This is a genomic window from Burkholderia sp. Ed8 (assembly GCF_040761425.1).
Lineage (GTDB): Bacteria > Pseudomonadota > Gammaproteobacteria > Burkholderiales > Burkholderiaceae > Burkholderia > Burkholderia seminalis.
On record NZ_CP142886.1, the window covers coordinates 570,767 to 587,753 of the forward strand.

Below are 16,987 nucleotides of genomic sequence, written 5' to 3' on the forward strand. Positions count from 1 at the left end.
GACTTTGCGGTTCGTGCTCCAGAGCACTGACCATACCCGACAGGCGCAGTTCCGCGACGTCCGTTGCCGTTCGTTAGATGAGTCCTTCAAACCGCTTGCGCCCGGTCGACGGTACGGGGCCGCGCCAAACGAAACGGGCGGCCGTTCGGCCGCCCGTCGAGCGCGCAAAACGGCGGCAATCCGTCAGAAACCGGCCGCCAGGCCGTCGCGCCGGCTGTCGCTCGCCGCCACGTAGCCGCGCTCGCGATCGTCGCGGTCGAGACGCCAGATGAACTGCCCCGAACCGAAATCCATGTAAGGATCGTCGATCGACTGGATCGTATGGCCGCGTGCGGCCAGGGCGTCGACGGTCGCGCGGTTCATCGTCGATTCGACGTCGAGCGTGAAGTCGCGGTTGACCTTCCAGCGCGGCGCATCGCACGCGGCCTGCGGCTGCTGCCCGTAGCCGAGCATCCGCACGACGGTCTGCAGATGGCCTTGCGGCTGCATGTCGCCGCCCATCACGCCGAAGCTCATCACGGCCTCGGTGCGGCCGTCGACTTCCTCCGTGACGAACGCCGGGATGATCGTGTGGAACGGCCGCTTGCCGCCCGCGACGACGTTCGGCGACGCCGGATCCATCGAGAAGCCGTGCCCGCGGTTCTGCAGCGCGATGCCGGTGCCCGGCACGACGAGCCCCGAACCGAAGCCCATGTAGTTCGACTGGATAAAGCTCACCATCATCCCGCGCTCGTCGGCGGCCGACAGGTAGATCGTGCCGCCCGAATGCGGCCGGCCGGCGCCGAAGTGCGTCGCGCGCGCGGGATCGATCAGCTTCGCGCGTTCGGCGAGATACGCCTCGTCGAGCATCTGCTCGGGCGTGACGTCCATCGCGCGCGGATCGGCGACGTAACGATAGACGTCCGCGAACGCGAGCTTCATCGCCTCGATCTGCAGATGCTGCGAGTCGACCGAATCGAGCGGCCATTCGGTCACGCCCGCCTGCTCGGCGATCCCGAGCGCGATCAGCGCGGCGATGCCCTGCCCGTTCGGCGGGATCTCGTGAATCGTGTGGCGGCCGAAGCGCTTGCCGATCGGCTCGACCCATTCCGGCCGGTACGCACGCAGGTCAGCTTCGGTCATCGCGCCGCCGCGTTCGCGCGCGAACGCGGCGATGCGTTCGGCGAGCGCGCCTTCGTAGAACGCCCGGGCGCCGTCCTTCGCCAGCGTGCGCAGCGTCTGCGCATGACCGGGCAGGCACACGCGTTCGCCGACGTGCGGCGCGCGGCCGTGCGGCATGAAAGTGTCCGCGAAGCCCGGCAGGCCCTGCAGTTCGGGCACGGCCGCGGCCCACTTGTGCGCGACGATCGGCGGCACCGCATAACCGCGCTCCGCGATCTCGATCGCCGGTTCGAGCAGGTCCGCGAACGGCAGCGAGCCGAATTTCGCGTGCAGCGCTTCCCAGCCCGCGATCACGCCCGGCACGGTCACGGTATCCCAGCCGCGCGTCGGCTTGTTCGCGAAGCCGTGCGCGTTCTCGCCGTGGCGCTTGCGGAAGTAGTCGACGTTCCATGCGGCCGGCGCGACGCCCGACGCATTCAGCCCGGACAGCCGCTCGCCGTCCCACACGAGCGCGAACGCGTCGCCGCCGAGGCCGCACGACACCGGTTCGACGACGGTGATCGCGGCCGCGGCGGCCAGCGCCGCGTCGACCGCATTGCCGCCCTTCCACAGCATCCGCAGGCCGGCCTGCGCGGCCAGCGGGTGCGACGTCGACACGACGTTGCGCGCGAATACCGGAATGCGGGTCGTCGGATACGGGTTGTGCCAGTTGAAGCCAGTCATCGATGCCACCTCGTCGAAAGCTGAGTGAACGCCCGCCCGCGTGCGCAGGCAATCCGCCATTGCAGCGCGATCAGCGCGATCGCACAAATTCATTTGTCACATGAATCCATGCCATTTCCGCATGAATTACGCGCCGCGACGCCCGCCGCGCCGGCCGAATGCCGTTGCCGCCCTTACAATACCCGCTCCGTCTCACGACACGACCATCGAGCCATGACCCGAGATCCCCGCCTCACCCTCAACGCGCGCCAGCAGGAATTGCTCGAATGGGTGCAGCGCGACGGCTTCGTGACCGTCGACGATCTCGCCGCGCACTTCGCCGTGACGCCGCAGACGATCCGCCGCGATGTGAACTGGCTCGCCGACCTGAACCTGCTGCGCCGCTACCACGGCGGCGCGAGCCTGCCGACCAGTTCGGAGAACGTGTCATACACCGCGCGCCAGCGGATGTTCCACGACGAGAAGCGGCGCATCGCGGCGCTCGCGGCGTCGCACATTCCCGACCAGGCGTCGTTGTTCATCAACCTCGGCACGACGACCGAGGAAGTCGCCCGCGCGCTGAATCGCCATCACGGGCTGCACGTGATCACGAACAACCTGAACGTCGCGTCGATGATGAGCGGCTATCCCGACTGCGAGGTACTGATCACGGGCGGCATCGTGCGGCCGTGGGACAAGGGCATCGTCGGCGAGCTCGCGATCGACTTCATCCGGCAGTTCAAGGTCGACTACGCGATCATCGGCACGTCGGCGATCGAGGCCGACGGCACGCTGCGCGACTTCGACACGCGCGAGGTGCGCGTGGCCGAGGCGATCATGCAGCATGCGCGCACGGTCTACCTCGTGACCGATCATTCGAAGGTCGGCCGCCCGGCGCTCGTGCGCCAGGGCCACCTGAGCCAGGTGCACGCGCTCTTCACCGACAAGCCGCTGCCGCCCGAGATGGCCGACACGGTGGCCGCGGCCGGCACCCAGGTGTACGTCGCGGAATGACGATCGCGATGCTGCACCGCACCTGAAACTTCAAGTGAAATCAAGAAGTTGGCGCCGCGCGCGAACCGCTTGCGGCCCCCGTTCCTGTCAAACGGAAAATTAACGGGGCACGATTTGTCGTTGCCCGCGCGCTCGACTAGACTCCAGTTCCCCGGCCCGTTCGCCTGATCCGCCTGTGCCAGGGCGGTGCGAACTGCAGGGCCGGCGAATGCAGCTTTTCCCCCCAAGCCATACCCCGCGGGGTATCGCGCGCCGGCGTTTGCGCCGGCTGCGCGGGCAGTCCGATTGCCATGGAGAGAACGATGCTGAGTCCGCATGAATTCGCCACGCTATTGCTTGTGAAGGACGCGCCTGATCAGCGCGACATGGATCGGGATGAACTGGACATCCTGCTCGAACAGCAGCTCGTTCGCCTGGAAGGGCTCGGCTCGGGACGCAAATACTGCGTGACCGAGACCGGCGACGCCGCGCTGCGATCCATCAAGTACCGCTATTCGTGACATTCCGCTGTTCCTGACCTGACCCGTCCGCGCGGCCGACTCCGGCCGCGCGGTCGTTTCCGCTTGCCCCGCCCGTTCGCCGCGGCCGGCTTCAACCGCCGCGCAGCGTCGGATCGACCGCCGCCCGCCAGCTGATGGCCTGCGCGCGCGCCCCGTTGAAATATGCGATCCAGCCGGCGCGCGCCGCCGCGTCAGGCGCCACATAGTGGGTCGAAAGTTCGTTTACGAACGCACAATAGTTCGCCTCGGTCAGCCCGCGATACCGTTTCGCCACATACGCGTCGTACAGCGTCGAGTAGACCGGCTGCGCGTCCGCGCCCCAGTCGCGCGCCGGACCGCCGCACGACGTCTGCAGGTCGACGAACGACGGCGCCCGCCAGTTGCCGGCGAGCGGCGGCGTGCCGGCGCTGCAGCCCGCCAGAAGGACGGCGCCCACGCCGGTCCACATCCCAATACGCATGATTCACCTCGCGAAACGGTCGATTCCGCCAGTATCGTCCGGGATCGCGCCACGCGCTACTGGCCCCGCTTTTTCGAACTTTACTTTTTCGATTTCGTTCGTTAAATTTCGAATTCGAACATTTTTGTGTTCACTCTATTTCAACAGACGATAAGGACAGCAGGTGATCCAACCGAATCGCTACGATCTGCTCGTCGTCGGCGGCGGCATCAACGGCGCGGGCATCGCGCGCGATGCGGCCGGCCGCGGCCTGTCGGTCCTGCTCTGCGAGCAGGACGACCTCGCGTCGCACACGTCGTCGTCCAGCACGAAGCTGATTCACGGCGGCCTGCGTTACCTCGAGTACAACGAGTTCGGGCTGGTGCGCAAGGCGCTGCAGGAGCGCGAAACGCTGCTGCGCGCGGCGCCGCACATCATGTGGCCGCTGCGCTTCGTGATGCCGCACATGCCGAACCTGCGCCCGGCCTGGCTGATCCGCATCGGCCTGTTCCTCTACGATCACCTCGCGAAACGCGAACTGCTGCCCGGCTCGCGCGGCATCGACATGCGCCGCCACGCGGCCGGCGCGCCGCTGATCGACTCGATCAAGCGCGGTTTCGTCTATTCCGACGGCTGGGTCGACGATGCGCGCCTCGTCGTGCTGAACGCGATGGATGCGAAGGAGCGCGGCGCCGAGATCCTGACTCGCACCCGGCTCGTCTCCGCCGAACGCCGCGGCGACGAATGGGAAGCGCGGCTGCAGCACGCCGACGGCTCGATCCAGGTCGTGCATGCGCGCGCGATCGCGAACGCGGCCGGCCCGTGGGTCGGCGAAGTGCTGCACGGCGCGCTCGGCCGCGGCGCGCATCACAGCGTGCGGCTCGTGAAGGGCAGCCACATCATCACGCGCCGCCTGTTCGATCACGATCACGCATATATCTTTCAGAACCCGGACAAGCGGATCATCTTCGCGATTCCGTACGAGCACGACTTCACGCTGATCGGCACGACCGACGTCGAGTACACGAACGATCCCGCGAAGGTCGCGATCGATCGCGACGAGACGCAGTACCTGTGCGATTCGATCAACCGCTACTTCAAGCGCAAGATCTCGCCGGCCGACGTGCACTGGACCTACTCGGGCGTGCGCCCGCTACTCGAGGACGAGAACGCGGCGAACGCGTCGGCCGTCACGCGCGACTATCGCCTCGAGCTGGACGACGGCGCGGGCGCCCCGCTGCTGTCGGTGTTCGGCGGCAAGATCACGACGTTCCGCAAGCTCGCGGAAGAAGCCGGCGACATGCTGTGCCGCGCGCTCGGCCGCGACGCGAAAACCTGGACCGCCGGCGTCGCGCTGCCGGGCGGCGACATCGCGGACGCGAAGTTCGACGTATTCGCCGACGCGTTCGCAAAACGCCATCCGTGGCTGCCCGCCGCGCTCGCCCGCCGCTATGCGCGGGCGTACGGCACGCGCGCCGAGCGCGTGGTCGACGGCGCGAAGTCGCTCGCCGACCTCGGCGCCGAAATCGCGCCGGGCATCCACGAAGCCGAACTGCGCTACCTGCGCGACGCCGAATGGGCGACCTGCGCGCAGGACGCGCTGTGGCGCCGCTCGAAGCTCGGCCTGCACGTGACGCCGGGCACGCTCGACGCGGTGACGGCCGCGGTCGACGCATGGTTCGCCGCCGCGCACGCGCCGCACGCGTGATCCGGATGCTGTTGCAGTTGCCGTACCGACGTTGATTCACCGACGCGCCGCCCCACATGCGGCGCGCATCACAACTACGCCAATCCACGGATGGAGATGAGAGACATGCAGGACCAGTACATCCTCGCGCTTGACCAGGGCACCACGAGTTCCCGCGCGATGCTGTTCGATCGCCAGGGCAATATCGTTTCGATCGCCCAGAAGGAATTCGAACAGATCTACCCGCAACCCGGCTGGGTCGAGCACGACCCGCAGGAAATCTGGTCGACGCAAGCCGGCGTCGCCGCGGAAGCCGTCACGCGCACGGGCCTGAACGGCACGTCGATCGCCGCGATCGGCATCACCAACCAGCGCGAGACGACCATCGTCTGGGATCGCGAGACGGGCCAGCCCGTCTACAACGCGATCGTCTGGCAGGACCGCCGCACGGCCGACTTCTGCGACTCGCTGAAGAAGCAGGGGCTCGAGGCGAAGGTGCGCGCGAAGACCGGCCTGCCGATCGACTCGTACTTCTCCGCGACGAAGATCCGCTGGATCCTCGACAACGTGCCGGGCGCACGCGAGAAGGCACGCCAGGGCAAGCTCGCGTTCGGCACCGTCGACAGCTGGCTCGTGTGGAACTTCACGAAGCACGAACTGCACGTGACCGACGTGACGAACGCATCGCGCACGATGCTGTTCAACATCCACACGCGCGAGTGGGACAGCGAGCTGCTCGAGCTGCTCGACATCCCGCGCAGCATGCTGCCGGAAGTGAAGGCGTCGTCGGAAATCTACGGCCACACGAAGACCACCGTGTTCGCGTCGAAGATCCCGCTCGCGGGCATCGCCGGCGACCAGCACGCGGCGCTGTTCGGCCAGATGTGCACGACGTCGGGCATGGTGAAGAACACCTACGGCACCGGCTGCTTCCTGATGATGAACACCGGCAACAAGCCGATCGAGTCGAAGAACAACCTCGTCACGACGATCGCGTGGCAGATCGGCGACGACGTGCAGTACGCGCTCGAAGGCAGCATCTTCATCGCGGGCGCGGTCGTGCAGTGGCTGCGCGACGGCGTCGGCATCATCAAGACGGCCGCGGAAATCGAAGCGCTCGCCGCGAGCGTGCCGCATACCGACGGCGTCTACCTCGTACCCGCGTTCGCCGGCCTCGGCGCGCCGCACTGGAACGCACGGGCGCGCGGTTCGGTATTCGGCGTCACGCGCGGCACGACCTCCGCGCATCTCGCGCGCGCGGCGCTCGACGCGATCGCGTACCAGTCGCTCGACGTGCTGGCCGCGATGGAAGCCGATTCGGGCATCAGCATCGGCGAGCTGCGCGTCGACGGCGGCGCAAGCGCGAACAACCTGCTGATGCAGTTCCAGGCCGACCTGCTCGGCGTCGATGCGGTGCGCCCGCAGATCACCGAGACGACCGCGCTCGGCGCGGCCTACCTCGCGGGCCTCGCGATCGGCTACTGGAAGAACCTCGACGAAGTGCGCGACCAGTGGCAGCTCGATCGCCGCTTCTCGCCGTCGATGCCGAAGGAGCAGGTCGATCGCTGCATGTCCGGCTGGCAACGCGCGGTGCGCGCCGCGAAGGCATGGGCCGACGACGCCCAGTAATCCTCCGGTATCCCAACGAAATACAACAACACCGGCGGACCGCGCCACGCGCGAGTCCGCCGCGACATACGAGAGACAACATGTCACCTTATATTGCAGAATTCATCGGCACGGCGATCCTCGTGCTGCTCGGCAACGGCGCGGTCGCAAACGTGCTGCTTGCAAAGACCAAGGGCAAAGGCGCGGACCTGATCGTGATCGTGATGGGTTGGGCGATGGCCGTGTTCGTCGCCGTGTACGTGACCGCGTCGTTCAGCGGCGCGCACCTGAACCCGATCGTCACGATCAGCCTCGCGCTCGCGGGCAAGTTCGCGTGGTCGAAAGTCGGCGGCTACGTCCTCGCGCAGATGCTCGGCGGGATGGCCGGCGCGCTGCTGGTGTGGCTCGCGTATCGCCAGCACTTTGCGAAGGAAGCCGATGCGGACCTGAAGCTCGCGGTGTTCTGCACGGCGCCGGCGATCCGCAGCGTCACGCACAACGTACTGACCGAAGCGATCTGCACGTTCGTGCTGATCCTCGGCGTGCTGTACCTCGCGTCGCCGCAGGTCGGCCTCGGCGCACTCGACGCGCTGCCCGTCGGCCTGCTCGTGCTGGGCATCGGCATCTCGCTCGGCGGCCCGACCGGCTATGCGATGAGCCCGGCGCGCGACCTGTCGCCGCGCATCATGCACGCGCTGCTGCCGATCCCCGGCAAGCGCGACAGCGACTGGCGCTATGCGTGGGTGCCCGTCGTCGGCCCGCTGCTCGGCGGCGCCGCGGCAGCCGGCCTGTATCTGCACCTGCACGCCACGATCTGATCGCGGCCTGAACGAAGCGCGTGGCGTTCGGCGCCGCGCGCTTCGTCCTTCTCTTGCCCCGCCCCCTTTTCGCTACCGGTCGCTCGCGGCCGTCACCCGCGATTTCCGCTTCACGTTCGTCTCCATGACGACGACCGGCGTCACGTCGATCACGCGCTCGACCGGCATTCTCTCCAGCCGCATTTCCCAGACGAATCCCGATGCACGCCCGAAGCCGCTTGCGGCGGCGAGCCGCGCGATGCGCATCGGATGGGAGTGGATTTCCGCGTCCTCGTCGAGCACGCGCCCGCCCGTCGGCACGCCCTTCGACAACGGCGGCCGCGCGCCTGACAGGCGGGCCTCCGCACCGATCGGCACGACCCGGCCGCATCGGGCAAATTTGCCGAAACGTCACGCGGCACGCGCATGAAAGCACGTATGATGGCGAATTGATCGGCGTCGCCGATTGTCCGCTTGTTCACCATCATGCTCGATCACCTCATCTGCGACTGCGACGGCGTGCTCGTCGACAGCGAAGTCATTGCCGACCGCGTGCTGCTCGACACGCTGTCCGCCACGTTCCCGAACCTCGATTTCGAAGCCGCCGCGAAGTCGGCATTCGGCCAGCAGACGTCGCGCTTCCTCACTGGGATCGAATCCCGCTTCGGCATCGAGATGCCCGCGAACTTCATCGAGACCATCGAACACAACATCGAGGTCGCGCTCGCGCAATCGCTCGCACCGATCTCCGGCGTGCGCGATGCGCTGCTGAAGGTCACGCTGCCGGCGGCGGTCGTCTCGAACAGCCGGCTCGTGCGGGTGCGCAATTCGCTGAAGCGCGCGTCGCTCACCGAGATCTTCGGCGAGCGCGTGTTCAGCTCGGAACAGGTGGCACGACCGAAACCCTACCCCGACGTCTACCTGCACGCGGCGCAGACGCTCGGCGTCGCGCCGGCGCGCTGCATCGTCGTCGAGGACAGCGTATCGGGGTTGAATGCCGCGCGGGCGGCCGGGATGAAGACGATCGCGTTCGTCGGCGCGAGCCACATCCCCGACAATTACGCGGACGCGCTGCGCGCGATGGGCATCACACGGATCATGCGCAAGATGGACGAACTGCCGTCGCTTGTCGAGGCCGGCATGCGCGGCGAATTCGGCGACGTGCAGTCCTGAGATTCATGCAAGCCGGATCAGGTCGATCCGGCCCGCTACGGGTGCGCGAACGCACCCGCTTTCCCGTCACTCAGGCCGGCTCGCAGCAGCGCTCGCGCGCGGCCGCCAGCGCCTCGCGGAACTCGACGAGTTCCGCGATCGTCAGCATCGGCAGCCCATGCCGTTGCGCGAAACGCTCGACGTCGTCGCCGCGCGTCATCGTGCCGTCCGGATTCATCAGCTCGCACAGCACGCCGGCCGGCTTCAGGCCCGCGAGGATCGACAGGTCGACCGTGCCTTCGGTGTGACCGCGGCGCGCGAGCACGCCGCCCGGTTGCGCACGCAACGGAAACACGTGGCCGGGGCGCACGATGTCGTGCGGCTTCGCGCCTTCCGCGATCGCCGCGCGGATCGTCGTCACGCGGTCGGCCGCCGACACACCGGTATGCACGCCTTCGCGCGCTTCGATCGACACCGTGAACGCGGTGCCGTTGCGGCTCTCGTTGGTCTGCATCATCGGCGGCAGCTCGAGCGCGCGCACCGTGTCGTCGGTCAGACACAGGCACACGATGCCGCTGCACTCGCGGATCAGCAGCGCCATCGTCTCGGGCGTGATGCGCTCGGCGGCGACGATCAGGTCGGCTTCGTTCTCGCGGTCGTGGTCGTCCTGCAGCACGACCGCGCGGCCGGCGCGCATCGCGTCGAGCGCCGCGGCGATGCGCGGCGGCACCGGTTCGGAATCCAGCAACGGGAGATCGGCAAAGGCGTCGGCCGGTGCCGACGAACGGGACATCAAGGACATGTGAAACGCTCCTCGCAAATACGATTTGGGCGAAAAACGTTCCAGGGCATTGCAAACAGACAGAACGACAACCCGCTTCGCACGCATCGCGAAGCGGCCCTGACGGACATGACTATCTGCACATCTTCTCTCATCCGGACTATGACCGTCGGCTCTGGCATTCGACCAGATCTGCTGACCCCGCGCGGATGCGCGGGCGCTCGCGGGCTCGCCGGCTTACGCCAGCCTACCGCCGGTGGGGATTTTCGCCCCGCCCTGAAGACGCACTGATTGCCGGACGGGGGTTCCCCGTCAACGGCGGGCCAAGCATACAACAGCTGCGCACGAAGCGCAGCGCACCACACCTAAAACCTTACTGACGACTCCGTCTAACGGCATCGTCCGAACGGCCGACTCTCCGGCCGCACGCCCGCGAGACAACGGCAAAGCGGCCGTTGCGTCGCGCCCGCGCGGTCAGTGGGCCGCATGCGCCGCATCGGGCACGAGCCAGCGCGGCGGCACCTCGGGGCTCACCGTCACGCGAAACGCGCGCGCTTCGCTGTCGCCGGGGTTGCGCAGGCTGTACGGCTGGTCGGCATCGAACACGATCGCGTCGCCGGTCGCCAGCAGCTGGCGGCGGTCATGCACGCTGACTTCGAGCGTGCCTTCGCTGACGACGAGGTTGATCGTCGTGCCGGGGGCACGGCGCGCGCCGGGCTCCGTATGCAGCGGCGCGATCCGCAGTTCGTGGAATTCGGCCGCGGCCGGCTCGCCTTCCGGATACAGCGCGCGTGCGGAGAAACGCCCGTTCGAACTGACGACGCGCGACGCGCGCTCCGCCGCCAGGTGCTCGAAGCCGTTTACCGCGTGGCGGCGCAGGAACGCGGCGACCGACACCTTCAGCGCCGCGGCGATCTTGCAGAGCACCTTGATCGACGGCACGCTGCGCGCCGACTCGATCTGCGCGAGCATCGCGCGGGATACGCCGGACAGCCGCGCGAGCGCATCGAGCGACAATTGCCGCTCGGCGCGCAAACGCGCGAGGTTCACGCCGACGACCTGCTCGAGGGCGTCGAGCGACGCGGACGCGTGCAGGTCGGCCGCGTTGCCGGACTCGAAGGAAGACACGTCGCGCACGAGCGCCAGGGATGAAGACATAGCATTGCCTCCGGGCCGCCGTGCGGCCCTGCGTAGGGGTAAGCCGGGATCGGAATCGGGTTGCGCCAGCCATGGCGCGTATCGAGACGCTATCACCCGCCCAGGCACGGGCAAACGAAGTTATCTTCACACCGTTATCAGCATTGCGGAGGAATGCGTTTCTCGCGAACCTTTTCCTGCCGCTATCGCGTCGCCGCCCGGCCCCGTGACGCGCTCACTGCGCTGCCGGCGCCGCGCCGCGTGCCGGGCCGCGCGCGTCGAGCCGCATCGCGAGCCACGTGACGACCAGCGCCGCGAACGTGACCGCGACGGCGACCCACGGCAGCGCGTCGAGCGCGAGGCCGTGCTCCAGCGCGAGGCCGCCGAGCCACGCGCCGCCGGCGTTGCCGACGTTGAACGCGCCGATGTTCAGCGTCGACGCGAGATGCGGCGCGCTCGCGGCCTTCTCGACCACGCGCGCCTGCAGCGGCGGCACCGTCGCGAACGCGGCGATCCCCCACACGAATACGGTGACGGCGGCCGCGACCGGCAGGTGGCTCGTCTTCGCGAACACGGCCATCACGGCCATCAGCGCGACGAGGATCGCGATCAGCGACGGCATCAGCGCGCGGTCGGCGAGCTTGCCGCCGAGCGTGTTGCCGATCGTCAGCCCGGCGCCGAACAGCACGAGGATCAGCGCGACCGAACGCGGCGCGTAGCCCGACACGGTTTCGAGAATCGGCGCGATGTACGTGAACACGACGAACACGCCGCCGAAGCCGAGCACCGTCATCAGCAGCGCGAGCCATACCTGCGGCTCCTTCAGCACGCGCACTTCGTGGCCGAGGCCGACCGGCCCGCTGTCGTGACGGTTCGGCACCAGCGCGGCCACGCCGCCGAGCGACAGCACGCCGAGCGCGGCGACGATCCAGAACGACGCGCGCCAGCCGAGCAGCTGGCCGACGAAGGTGCCGAACGGCACGCCGAGCACGTTCGACAGCGTGAGCCCCGTGAACATCAGCGCGATCGCGCTCGCGCGCTTGTCGGCCGGCACGAGCGACGCGGCGACCACCGCGCCGATCCCGAAGAACGAGCCGTGCGCGAATGACGTGACGACGCGCGCGACCATCAGCATCGCGTAGCCGGATGCGGTCGCGCACAGCACGTTGCCGACGATGAAGATCGCCATCAGCAGTTGCAGCGCGGCCTTGCGCGGCATGCGGCTCGTGAGCACCGCGAGCAGCGGCGCGCCGACCGCCACGCCGAGCGCGTAGCCCGTGACGAGCAGGCCGGCCGACGGCAGCGACACGGCGAGGTCGTGCGCGACTTCGGGCAGCAGGCCCATGATGATGAATTCGGTGGTGCCGATGGCGAAGGCGCTGATCGCGAGCGCCAGTAACGGGATGGGCATGACGTTCTCCGGAAGACGGCGGCCGCGGCGCCCGATCGGTGCCGCACCGCACAAGAAGCGGGATGTGCGCGCATTGTCCCGAAGACGCCTATATTTGATAATTGGCGTGGCATTTGAACCATTTTCAAAAATTTCTGGAAAATCGCATGGACCGACTGGGCGATATCCGGCTGTTCGTCGAAGCCGCGGAGCTAGGCAGCCTGTCGGCCGCCGGGCGCAAGCTGAACCTCACGCCGGCCGCCGCGAGCGCGCGCCTCGCGAAGCTCGAGGCGAAGATCGCGACGCGGCTGTTCGAACGCTCGACGCGGCAGTTGCGGCTCACCGACGAGGGCAGGCTGTACCTGAACTGCTGCCGCCAGGCGCTGCAGGCGCTCGACGACGCGGACGCCATGCTGCAGGAAGGCCGCAACGTCGTCGGCGGCAAGGTGCGGCTGTCGTCGACGTCCGATTTCGGCCGCAACCAGCTGCTCGACTGGCTCGACGAATTCACGACGCTGCACCCAGACGTCACGTTCGCGCTGACGGCATCCGATTCGTCGTCGAACCTGTGGCAGGACGAGATCGACCTCGCGATCCGCTTCGCCGCGCCGCCGGACGGCGCGCTGATCGCCCGCCGGCTCGCCACCAACCGGCGCGTGCTGTGCGCAGCGCCGTCGTTCGTCGAGCGCCACGGCTCGCCGGCCGATCCGCACGATCTGGCCCGTTTTCCATGCAACGTGATCACGATCGCGTCCGGGCCGATGAACACCTGGCATTTCACGCGCGGCGACGAGGTGCAGATCCACACGGTGCCCGTGTCGACCGCGTTCGAGACCAACGACGGCGGCCTCACGCGCGAATGGACGCTGCGCGGCCACGGCATCGCGCTGAAGTCGCTGTGGGACATCGCCGACGACGTCCGCGCGGGCCGCCTGCGCGTGCTGCTGCCCGACTGGCGGCACCAGGACGCGCCGCTGCACGCGATCTATCACAGCAAGCGCTACATGGCGCCGCGCGTGCGCGTGCTGCTCGACTTCCTCGCCGAACGCTTCGCGCGCGAGGAAACCGCGCTCGACGACCTGCTGAACGCGTGCCGCTGACGGCCGGTACCCGGCCTTTCAGGGGTCGGAACCTGACACCCGGCGTCGCGCGGCCGCAACCCGCCGCCCGTCCGGGGCGGCGCGAAAAGCTATAATGGAAGGCTTTTCCGACGGCCTTTCCTGCTCGCCGCGCGCATCCGCGTGCCGCGCACGGCCGTCCCGATTCACCCTTGACGACGCCCCCAGGTCAACCACTGCGAACGGCGAATCCCCATGACCAAGAAAGTTTACGTAAAGACCTTCGGCTGCCAGATGAACGAGTACGACTCGGACAAGATGGTGGACGTGCTCAACGCCGCCGAAGGCCTCGAGAAGACCGATACGCCCGAAGACGCGGACATCATCCTGTTCAACACCTGCTCGGTGCGTGAAAAGGCGCAGGAGAAGGTGTTCTCCGACCTCGGCCGCGTGCGCGAGCTGAAGGAAGCGAAGCCCGGCCTGCTGATCGGCGTCGGCGGCTGCGTCGCGAGCCAGGAAGGCGCGTCGATCGTGTCGCGCGCGCCGTACGTCGACCTCGTGTTCGGCCCGCAGACCCTGCACCGCCTGCCGCAGATGATCGACGCGCGCCGCGCGAGCGGCCGCGCGCAGGTCGACATCACGTTCCCGGAAATCGAGAAGTTCGACCACCTGCCGCCCGCGCGCGTCGAGGGGCCGAGCGCGTTCGTGTCGATCATGGAAGGGTGCTCGAAGTACTGCAGCTACTGCGTGGTGCCGTACACGCGCGGCGATGAAGTGTCGCGCCCGCTCGACGACGTGCTGACCGAAGTGGCCGGCCTCGCCGACCAGGGCGTGCGCGAAGTCACGCTGCTCGGCCAGAACGTGAACGCGTACCGCGGCGCGCTGGCGGCCGGCTCGTCCGACATCGCCGATTTCGCGACGCTGATCGAATACGTCGCCGACATCCCGGGCATCGAGCGGATCCGCTACACGACGTCGCACCCGAAGGAATTCACGCAGCGCCTGATCGACACCTACGCGAAGGTGCCGAAGCTCGTGAGCCACCTGCACCTGCCGGTCCAGCACGGCTCCGACCGCATCCTGATGGCGATGAAGCGCGGCTACACGGTGCTCGAATACAAGTCGGTGATCCGCAAGCTGCGCGCGATCCGCCCCGACCTCTCGCTGTCGACCGACATGATCGTCGGTTTCCCCGGCGAGACCGAGGACGATTTCGACAAGATGATGGCCCTGGTGCACGAGATGAGCTACGACACGAGCTTCTCGTTCATCTACAGCCCGCGCCCCGGCACGCCCGCCGCGAACCTGCACGACGACACGCCGCGCGACGTGAAGCTCAAACGCCTGCAACATCTGCAGGCGACCATCGAGGAGAACGTCGCACGCATCAGCCAGTCGATGGTCGGGAAGGTCGAGCGGATCCTCGTCGAGGGCCCGTCGCGCAAGGACCCGAACGAACTCGCGGGCCGCACCGAGAACAACCGGGTCGTGAATTTCCCGGCGCCGCTCGCCGCGCACCCGCGCCTGATCGGCCAGATGATCGACGTGCGGATCAACCATGCGTACCCGCATTCGCTGCGCGGCGAGCTCGTGCTCGTCAGCGGCGATGCGAGCGCGGCCACCCACTGATTGACGCTCAACAGGAGCCCGACGCTACTTTGAAGACCGTCCAAGCACTGGAATTCACTGCCCCGCGCGACGACAACGCGCGCCTCGCCAACCTCTGCGGGCCGCTCGACGAGAACCTGCGGCAGATCGAACAGGCGCTCGACGTCACGCTCGCGCGGCGCGGCCACCGGATCACGATCCGCGGGCGCGGCGCGAAGCTCGCGCTCGCCGCGCTCGAGAACTTCTACAACCGCGCGCGCGATCCGCTGTCGGTCGACGACATCCAGCTCGCGCTGGTCGAGGTGCGCCACACGACCGGCAACGGCCGCCAGGACACGCTCGACGTGCGCTTCCGCGGCGACCCCGACCATCCGTTCGACGAGCCCGTCGTGCAGCTCGACGCCAGCGAGCCGGACGAGGAACCCGCGCCGAAGCTGTACACGCGGCGCGCCGACCTGCGCGGCCGCACGCCCGCGCAGCGCGAGTACCTGAAGCAGATCCTGTCGCACGACGTGACGTTCGGCATCGGGCCGGCCGGCACCGGCAAGACCTACCTCGCGGTCGCGTGCGCGGTCGATGCGCTCGAGCGCGACCAGGTCAAGCGGATCGTGCTGACGCGCCCGGCCGTCGAGGCCGGCGAGCGGCTCGGCTTCCTGCCGGGCGATCTCGCGCAGAAGGTCGACCCGTACCTGCGCCCGCTGTACGACGCGCTGTACGACCTGCTCGGCTTCGACAAGACCGCGAAGATGTTCGAGCGCCAGATGATCGAGATCGCACCGCTCGCCTACATGCGCGGCCGCACGCTGAACCACGCGTTCATCATCCTCGACGAGGCGCAGAACACGACGCCCGAGCAGATGAAGATGTTCCTCACGCGGATCGGCTTCGGCTCGAAGGCCGTCGTGACCGGCGACACGAGCCAGGTCGACCTGCCGCGCGGCCACAAGAGCGGCCTCGTCGAGGCGCAGCAGGTGCTCGGCGGCGTGCGCGGCATCGCGCTCACGCGCTTCACGAGCGCGGACGTCGTGCGTCATCCGCTCGTCGCCCGCATCGTCGAGGCGTACGACGAGTTCCACGCACAGCATCAGGACGGCTGAGCGGCAGCCTGCCCTGCCCCCACCCTGCCGGCCCGGCCCGCCACACGGCGCGCCGGGCTTTTTTTGCCCGGTCGAATTCGGGTGGGATCGGCCGTTTGGTGTATCCTCGACGCGTCCCAATCGCCGTACGCGTCATGAAATCTTCCCGTTCCCGCAAGTCCGGTCGCGCCCAGTCCGCCGCGCCCGAATCCCCCCGTCTTTCGCTGTTCGACGCGAAGGGCAAGGCCCGCACCGTCAACGCACAGGGCCTGCGGATCGACTTCCCGGACGGCCGCAGCCTGATGTTCGACCTGTCGGGCAGCTCCGGCGACGCGGCCGTCGCGAGCGGCGCGCAGCACAACGATCCGGCGATGCGCGCGAAGCTCGCGCTGCAGCCGGAGCACTACGACAGCGTAACGCTGCACGTGGGGGCCGAGCTCGCGCCGCGCGAGGACGACCACGACGACGCACCGCGCGCGCTGGAACTCGACCTGTCCGTGCAGTATGGCGACGAAATCACGAGCGACGTGCGCAAGACGCTGCCCAAGCGCAAGCTGATCGCCGAGTGGATCGAGCCGGCGCTGTTCGCGAGCGCGCAGCTCACCGTGCGCTTCGTCGGCGAAGGCGAAGGGCGCACGCTGAACGCCGGCTACCGCCACAAGGACTATCCGACCAACGTGCTGACCTTCGCGTACGACGCGGCGCCCGACGGCACCGTGATCGGCGACCTCGTGCTGTGCTGCCCGGTCGTCGAGAAGGAAGCGCACGAGCAGGGCAAGCCGCTCCTGGCCCACTACGCGCACCTGCTGGTGCACGGCGCGCTGCACGCGCAGGGCTACGACCACGAGACGAGCGACGAGGACGCGGCCGAAATGGAAGCGCTCGAAGTCGACATCCTCGCGAAGCTGGGCTTCCCGAACCCGTACCAGTAAGCCTT

Annotated in this window: 15 protein-coding genes, 1 pseudogene and 1 riboswitch; of the genes and pseudogenes, 10 read left to right on the forward strand and 6 right to left on the reverse strand. The window is 68.2% G+C overall.

The genetic code is table 11. From position 1 onward, the window contains the following. Window positions 1–183: 183 nt before the first annotated feature. Window positions 184–1,824, reverse strand: a complete 1,641-nt coding sequence (locus tag VXM69_RS16580) for a gamma-glutamyltransferase family protein (protein WP_367189918.1) — start codon at window positions 1,822–1,824, stop codon at window positions 184–186. A 213-nt stretch (window positions 1,825–2,037) separates the two neighbouring features. Here VXM69_RS16580 and VXM69_RS16585 point away from each other — a divergent pair, with 213 nt between their 5' ends. Beyond that, window positions 2,038–2,817: a DeoR/GlpR family DNA-binding transcription regulator gene (locus tag VXM69_RS16585; RefSeq protein WP_006493999.1), complete on the forward strand. Its 780-nt coding sequence runs from the start codon at window positions 2,038–2,040 to the stop codon at window positions 2,815–2,817. Window positions 2,818–3,119: 302 nt separating this feature from the next. Continuing rightward, complete coding sequence (locus VXM69_RS16590; RefSeq protein ID WP_006477892.1) at window positions 3,120–3,317, forward strand: hypothetical protein; 198 nt, start codon at window positions 3,120–3,122, stop codon at window positions 3,315–3,317. A gap of 91 nt (window positions 3,318–3,408) precedes the next feature. Here the strand turns inward: VXM69_RS16590 and VXM69_RS16595 are convergent, their stop codons facing one another. Further along, window positions 3,409–3,777 (reverse strand): hypothetical protein, encoded by a 369-nt coding sequence (locus VXM69_RS16595; protein WP_059560481.1) that lies wholly within the window; start codon window positions 3,775–3,777, stop codon window positions 3,409–3,411. A 163-nt stretch (window positions 3,778–3,940) separates the two neighbouring features. On the opposite strand from VXM69_RS16595, the gene glpD reads away from it, so the two are divergent. From glpD to VXM69_RS16610, 3 genes are all read left to right on the forward strand, one after another. Continuing rightward, window positions 3,941–5,464 carry a glycerol-3-phosphate dehydrogenase gene (gene glpD / locus VXM69_RS16600; RefSeq protein WP_367189919.1) on the forward strand — a complete coding sequence of 508 codons (1,524 nt, stop codon included), beginning with the start codon at window positions 3,941–3,943 and terminating at the stop codon, window positions 5,462–5,464. A 105-nt stretch (window positions 5,465–5,569) separates the two neighbouring features. Further along, complete coding sequence (glpK, locus tag VXM69_RS16605; protein WP_034189035.1) at window positions 5,570–7,072, forward strand: glycerol kinase GlpK; 1,503 nt, start codon at window positions 5,570–5,572, stop codon at window positions 7,070–7,072. Window positions 7,073–7,152: 80 nt separating this feature from the next. Further along, the gene (locus VXM69_RS16610; protein WP_027785355.1) at window positions 7,153–7,869 is read left to right on the forward strand and encodes an MIP/aquaporin family protein; all 717 of its coding nucleotides are present in this window, start codon (window positions 7,153–7,155) and stop codon (window positions 7,867–7,869) included. A gap of 72 nt (window positions 7,870–7,941) precedes the next feature. Here the strand turns inward: VXM69_RS16610 and VXM69_RS16615 are convergent. Next, a pseudogene (locus tag VXM69_RS16615) lies at window positions 7,942–8,154 on the reverse strand (pyridine nucleotide-disulfide oxidoreductase); the annotation flags it as partial. A 180-nt stretch (window positions 8,155–8,334) separates the two neighbouring features. On the opposite strand from VXM69_RS16615, the gene VXM69_RS16620 reads away from it, so the two are divergent. Further along, window positions 8,335–9,021 carry an HAD family hydrolase gene (locus VXM69_RS16620; protein ID WP_034189103.1) on the forward strand — a complete coding sequence of 229 codons (687 nt, stop codon included), beginning with the start codon at window positions 8,335–8,337 and terminating at the stop codon, window positions 9,019–9,021. A gap of 70 nt (window positions 9,022–9,091) precedes the next feature. On the opposite strand, the gene ribB is transcribed toward VXM69_RS16620, so the two are convergent. The 3 genes from ribB to VXM69_RS16635 form a co-directional block, all read right to left on the reverse strand. Next, window positions 9,092–9,802 carry a 3,4-dihydroxy-2-butanone-4-phosphate synthase gene (ribB, locus tag VXM69_RS16625; protein ID WP_367189920.1) on the reverse strand — a complete coding sequence of 237 codons (711 nt, stop codon included), beginning with the start codon at window positions 9,800–9,802 and terminating at the stop codon, window positions 9,092–9,094. 118 nt (window positions 9,803–9,920) lie between these two features. Continuing rightward, window positions 9,921–10,069, reverse strand: a riboswitch (FMN riboswitch). A gap of 186 nt (window positions 10,070–10,255) precedes the next feature. Further along, complete coding sequence (locus VXM69_RS16630; RefSeq protein WP_049031911.1) at window positions 10,256–10,939, reverse strand: helix-turn-helix domain-containing protein; 684 nt, start codon at window positions 10,937–10,939, stop codon at window positions 10,256–10,258. Between the two features lie 214 nt (window positions 10,940–11,153). After that, a complete protein-coding gene (locus tag VXM69_RS16635) occupies window positions 11,154–12,329 on the reverse strand; it encodes an MFS transporter (protein ID WP_069706293.1) in 1,176 nt (391 codons plus the stop codon). A 146-nt stretch (window positions 12,330–12,475) separates the two neighbouring features. On the opposite strand from VXM69_RS16635, the gene VXM69_RS16640 reads away from it, so the two are divergent. The 4 genes from VXM69_RS16640 to ybeY all read left to right on the forward strand — a co-directional run bounded on the left by VXM69_RS16640 (window position 12,476) and on the right by ybeY (window position 16,982). After that, on the forward strand, window positions 12,476–13,408 hold the full coding sequence (locus VXM69_RS16640; protein WP_034189031.1) for a LysR family transcriptional regulator: 933 nt from the start codon (window positions 12,476–12,478) through the stop codon (window positions 13,406–13,408). 213 nt (window positions 13,409–13,621) lie between these two features. Beyond that, the gene (gene miaB / locus VXM69_RS16645) at window positions 13,622–14,995 is read left to right on the forward strand and encodes a tRNA (N6-isopentenyl adenosine(37)-C2)-methylthiotransferase MiaB (protein WP_034189030.1); all 1,374 of its coding nucleotides are present in this window, start codon (window positions 13,622–13,624) and stop codon (window positions 14,993–14,995) included. A gap of 29 nt (window positions 14,996–15,024) precedes the next feature. Continuing rightward, window positions 15,025–16,071: a PhoH family protein gene (locus VXM69_RS16650; RefSeq protein WP_034189029.1), complete on the forward strand. Its 1,047-nt coding sequence runs from the start codon at window positions 15,025–15,027 to the stop codon at window positions 16,069–16,071. A 134-nt stretch (window positions 16,072–16,205) separates the two neighbouring features. Next, window positions 16,206–16,982, forward strand: coding sequence for an rRNA maturation RNase YbeY (gene ybeY, locus VXM69_RS16655; RefSeq protein ID WP_367189922.1), 777 nt, complete (start codon window positions 16,206–16,208; stop codon window positions 16,980–16,982). The last annotated feature ends 5 nt before the right edge of the window (window positions 16,983–16,987 follow it).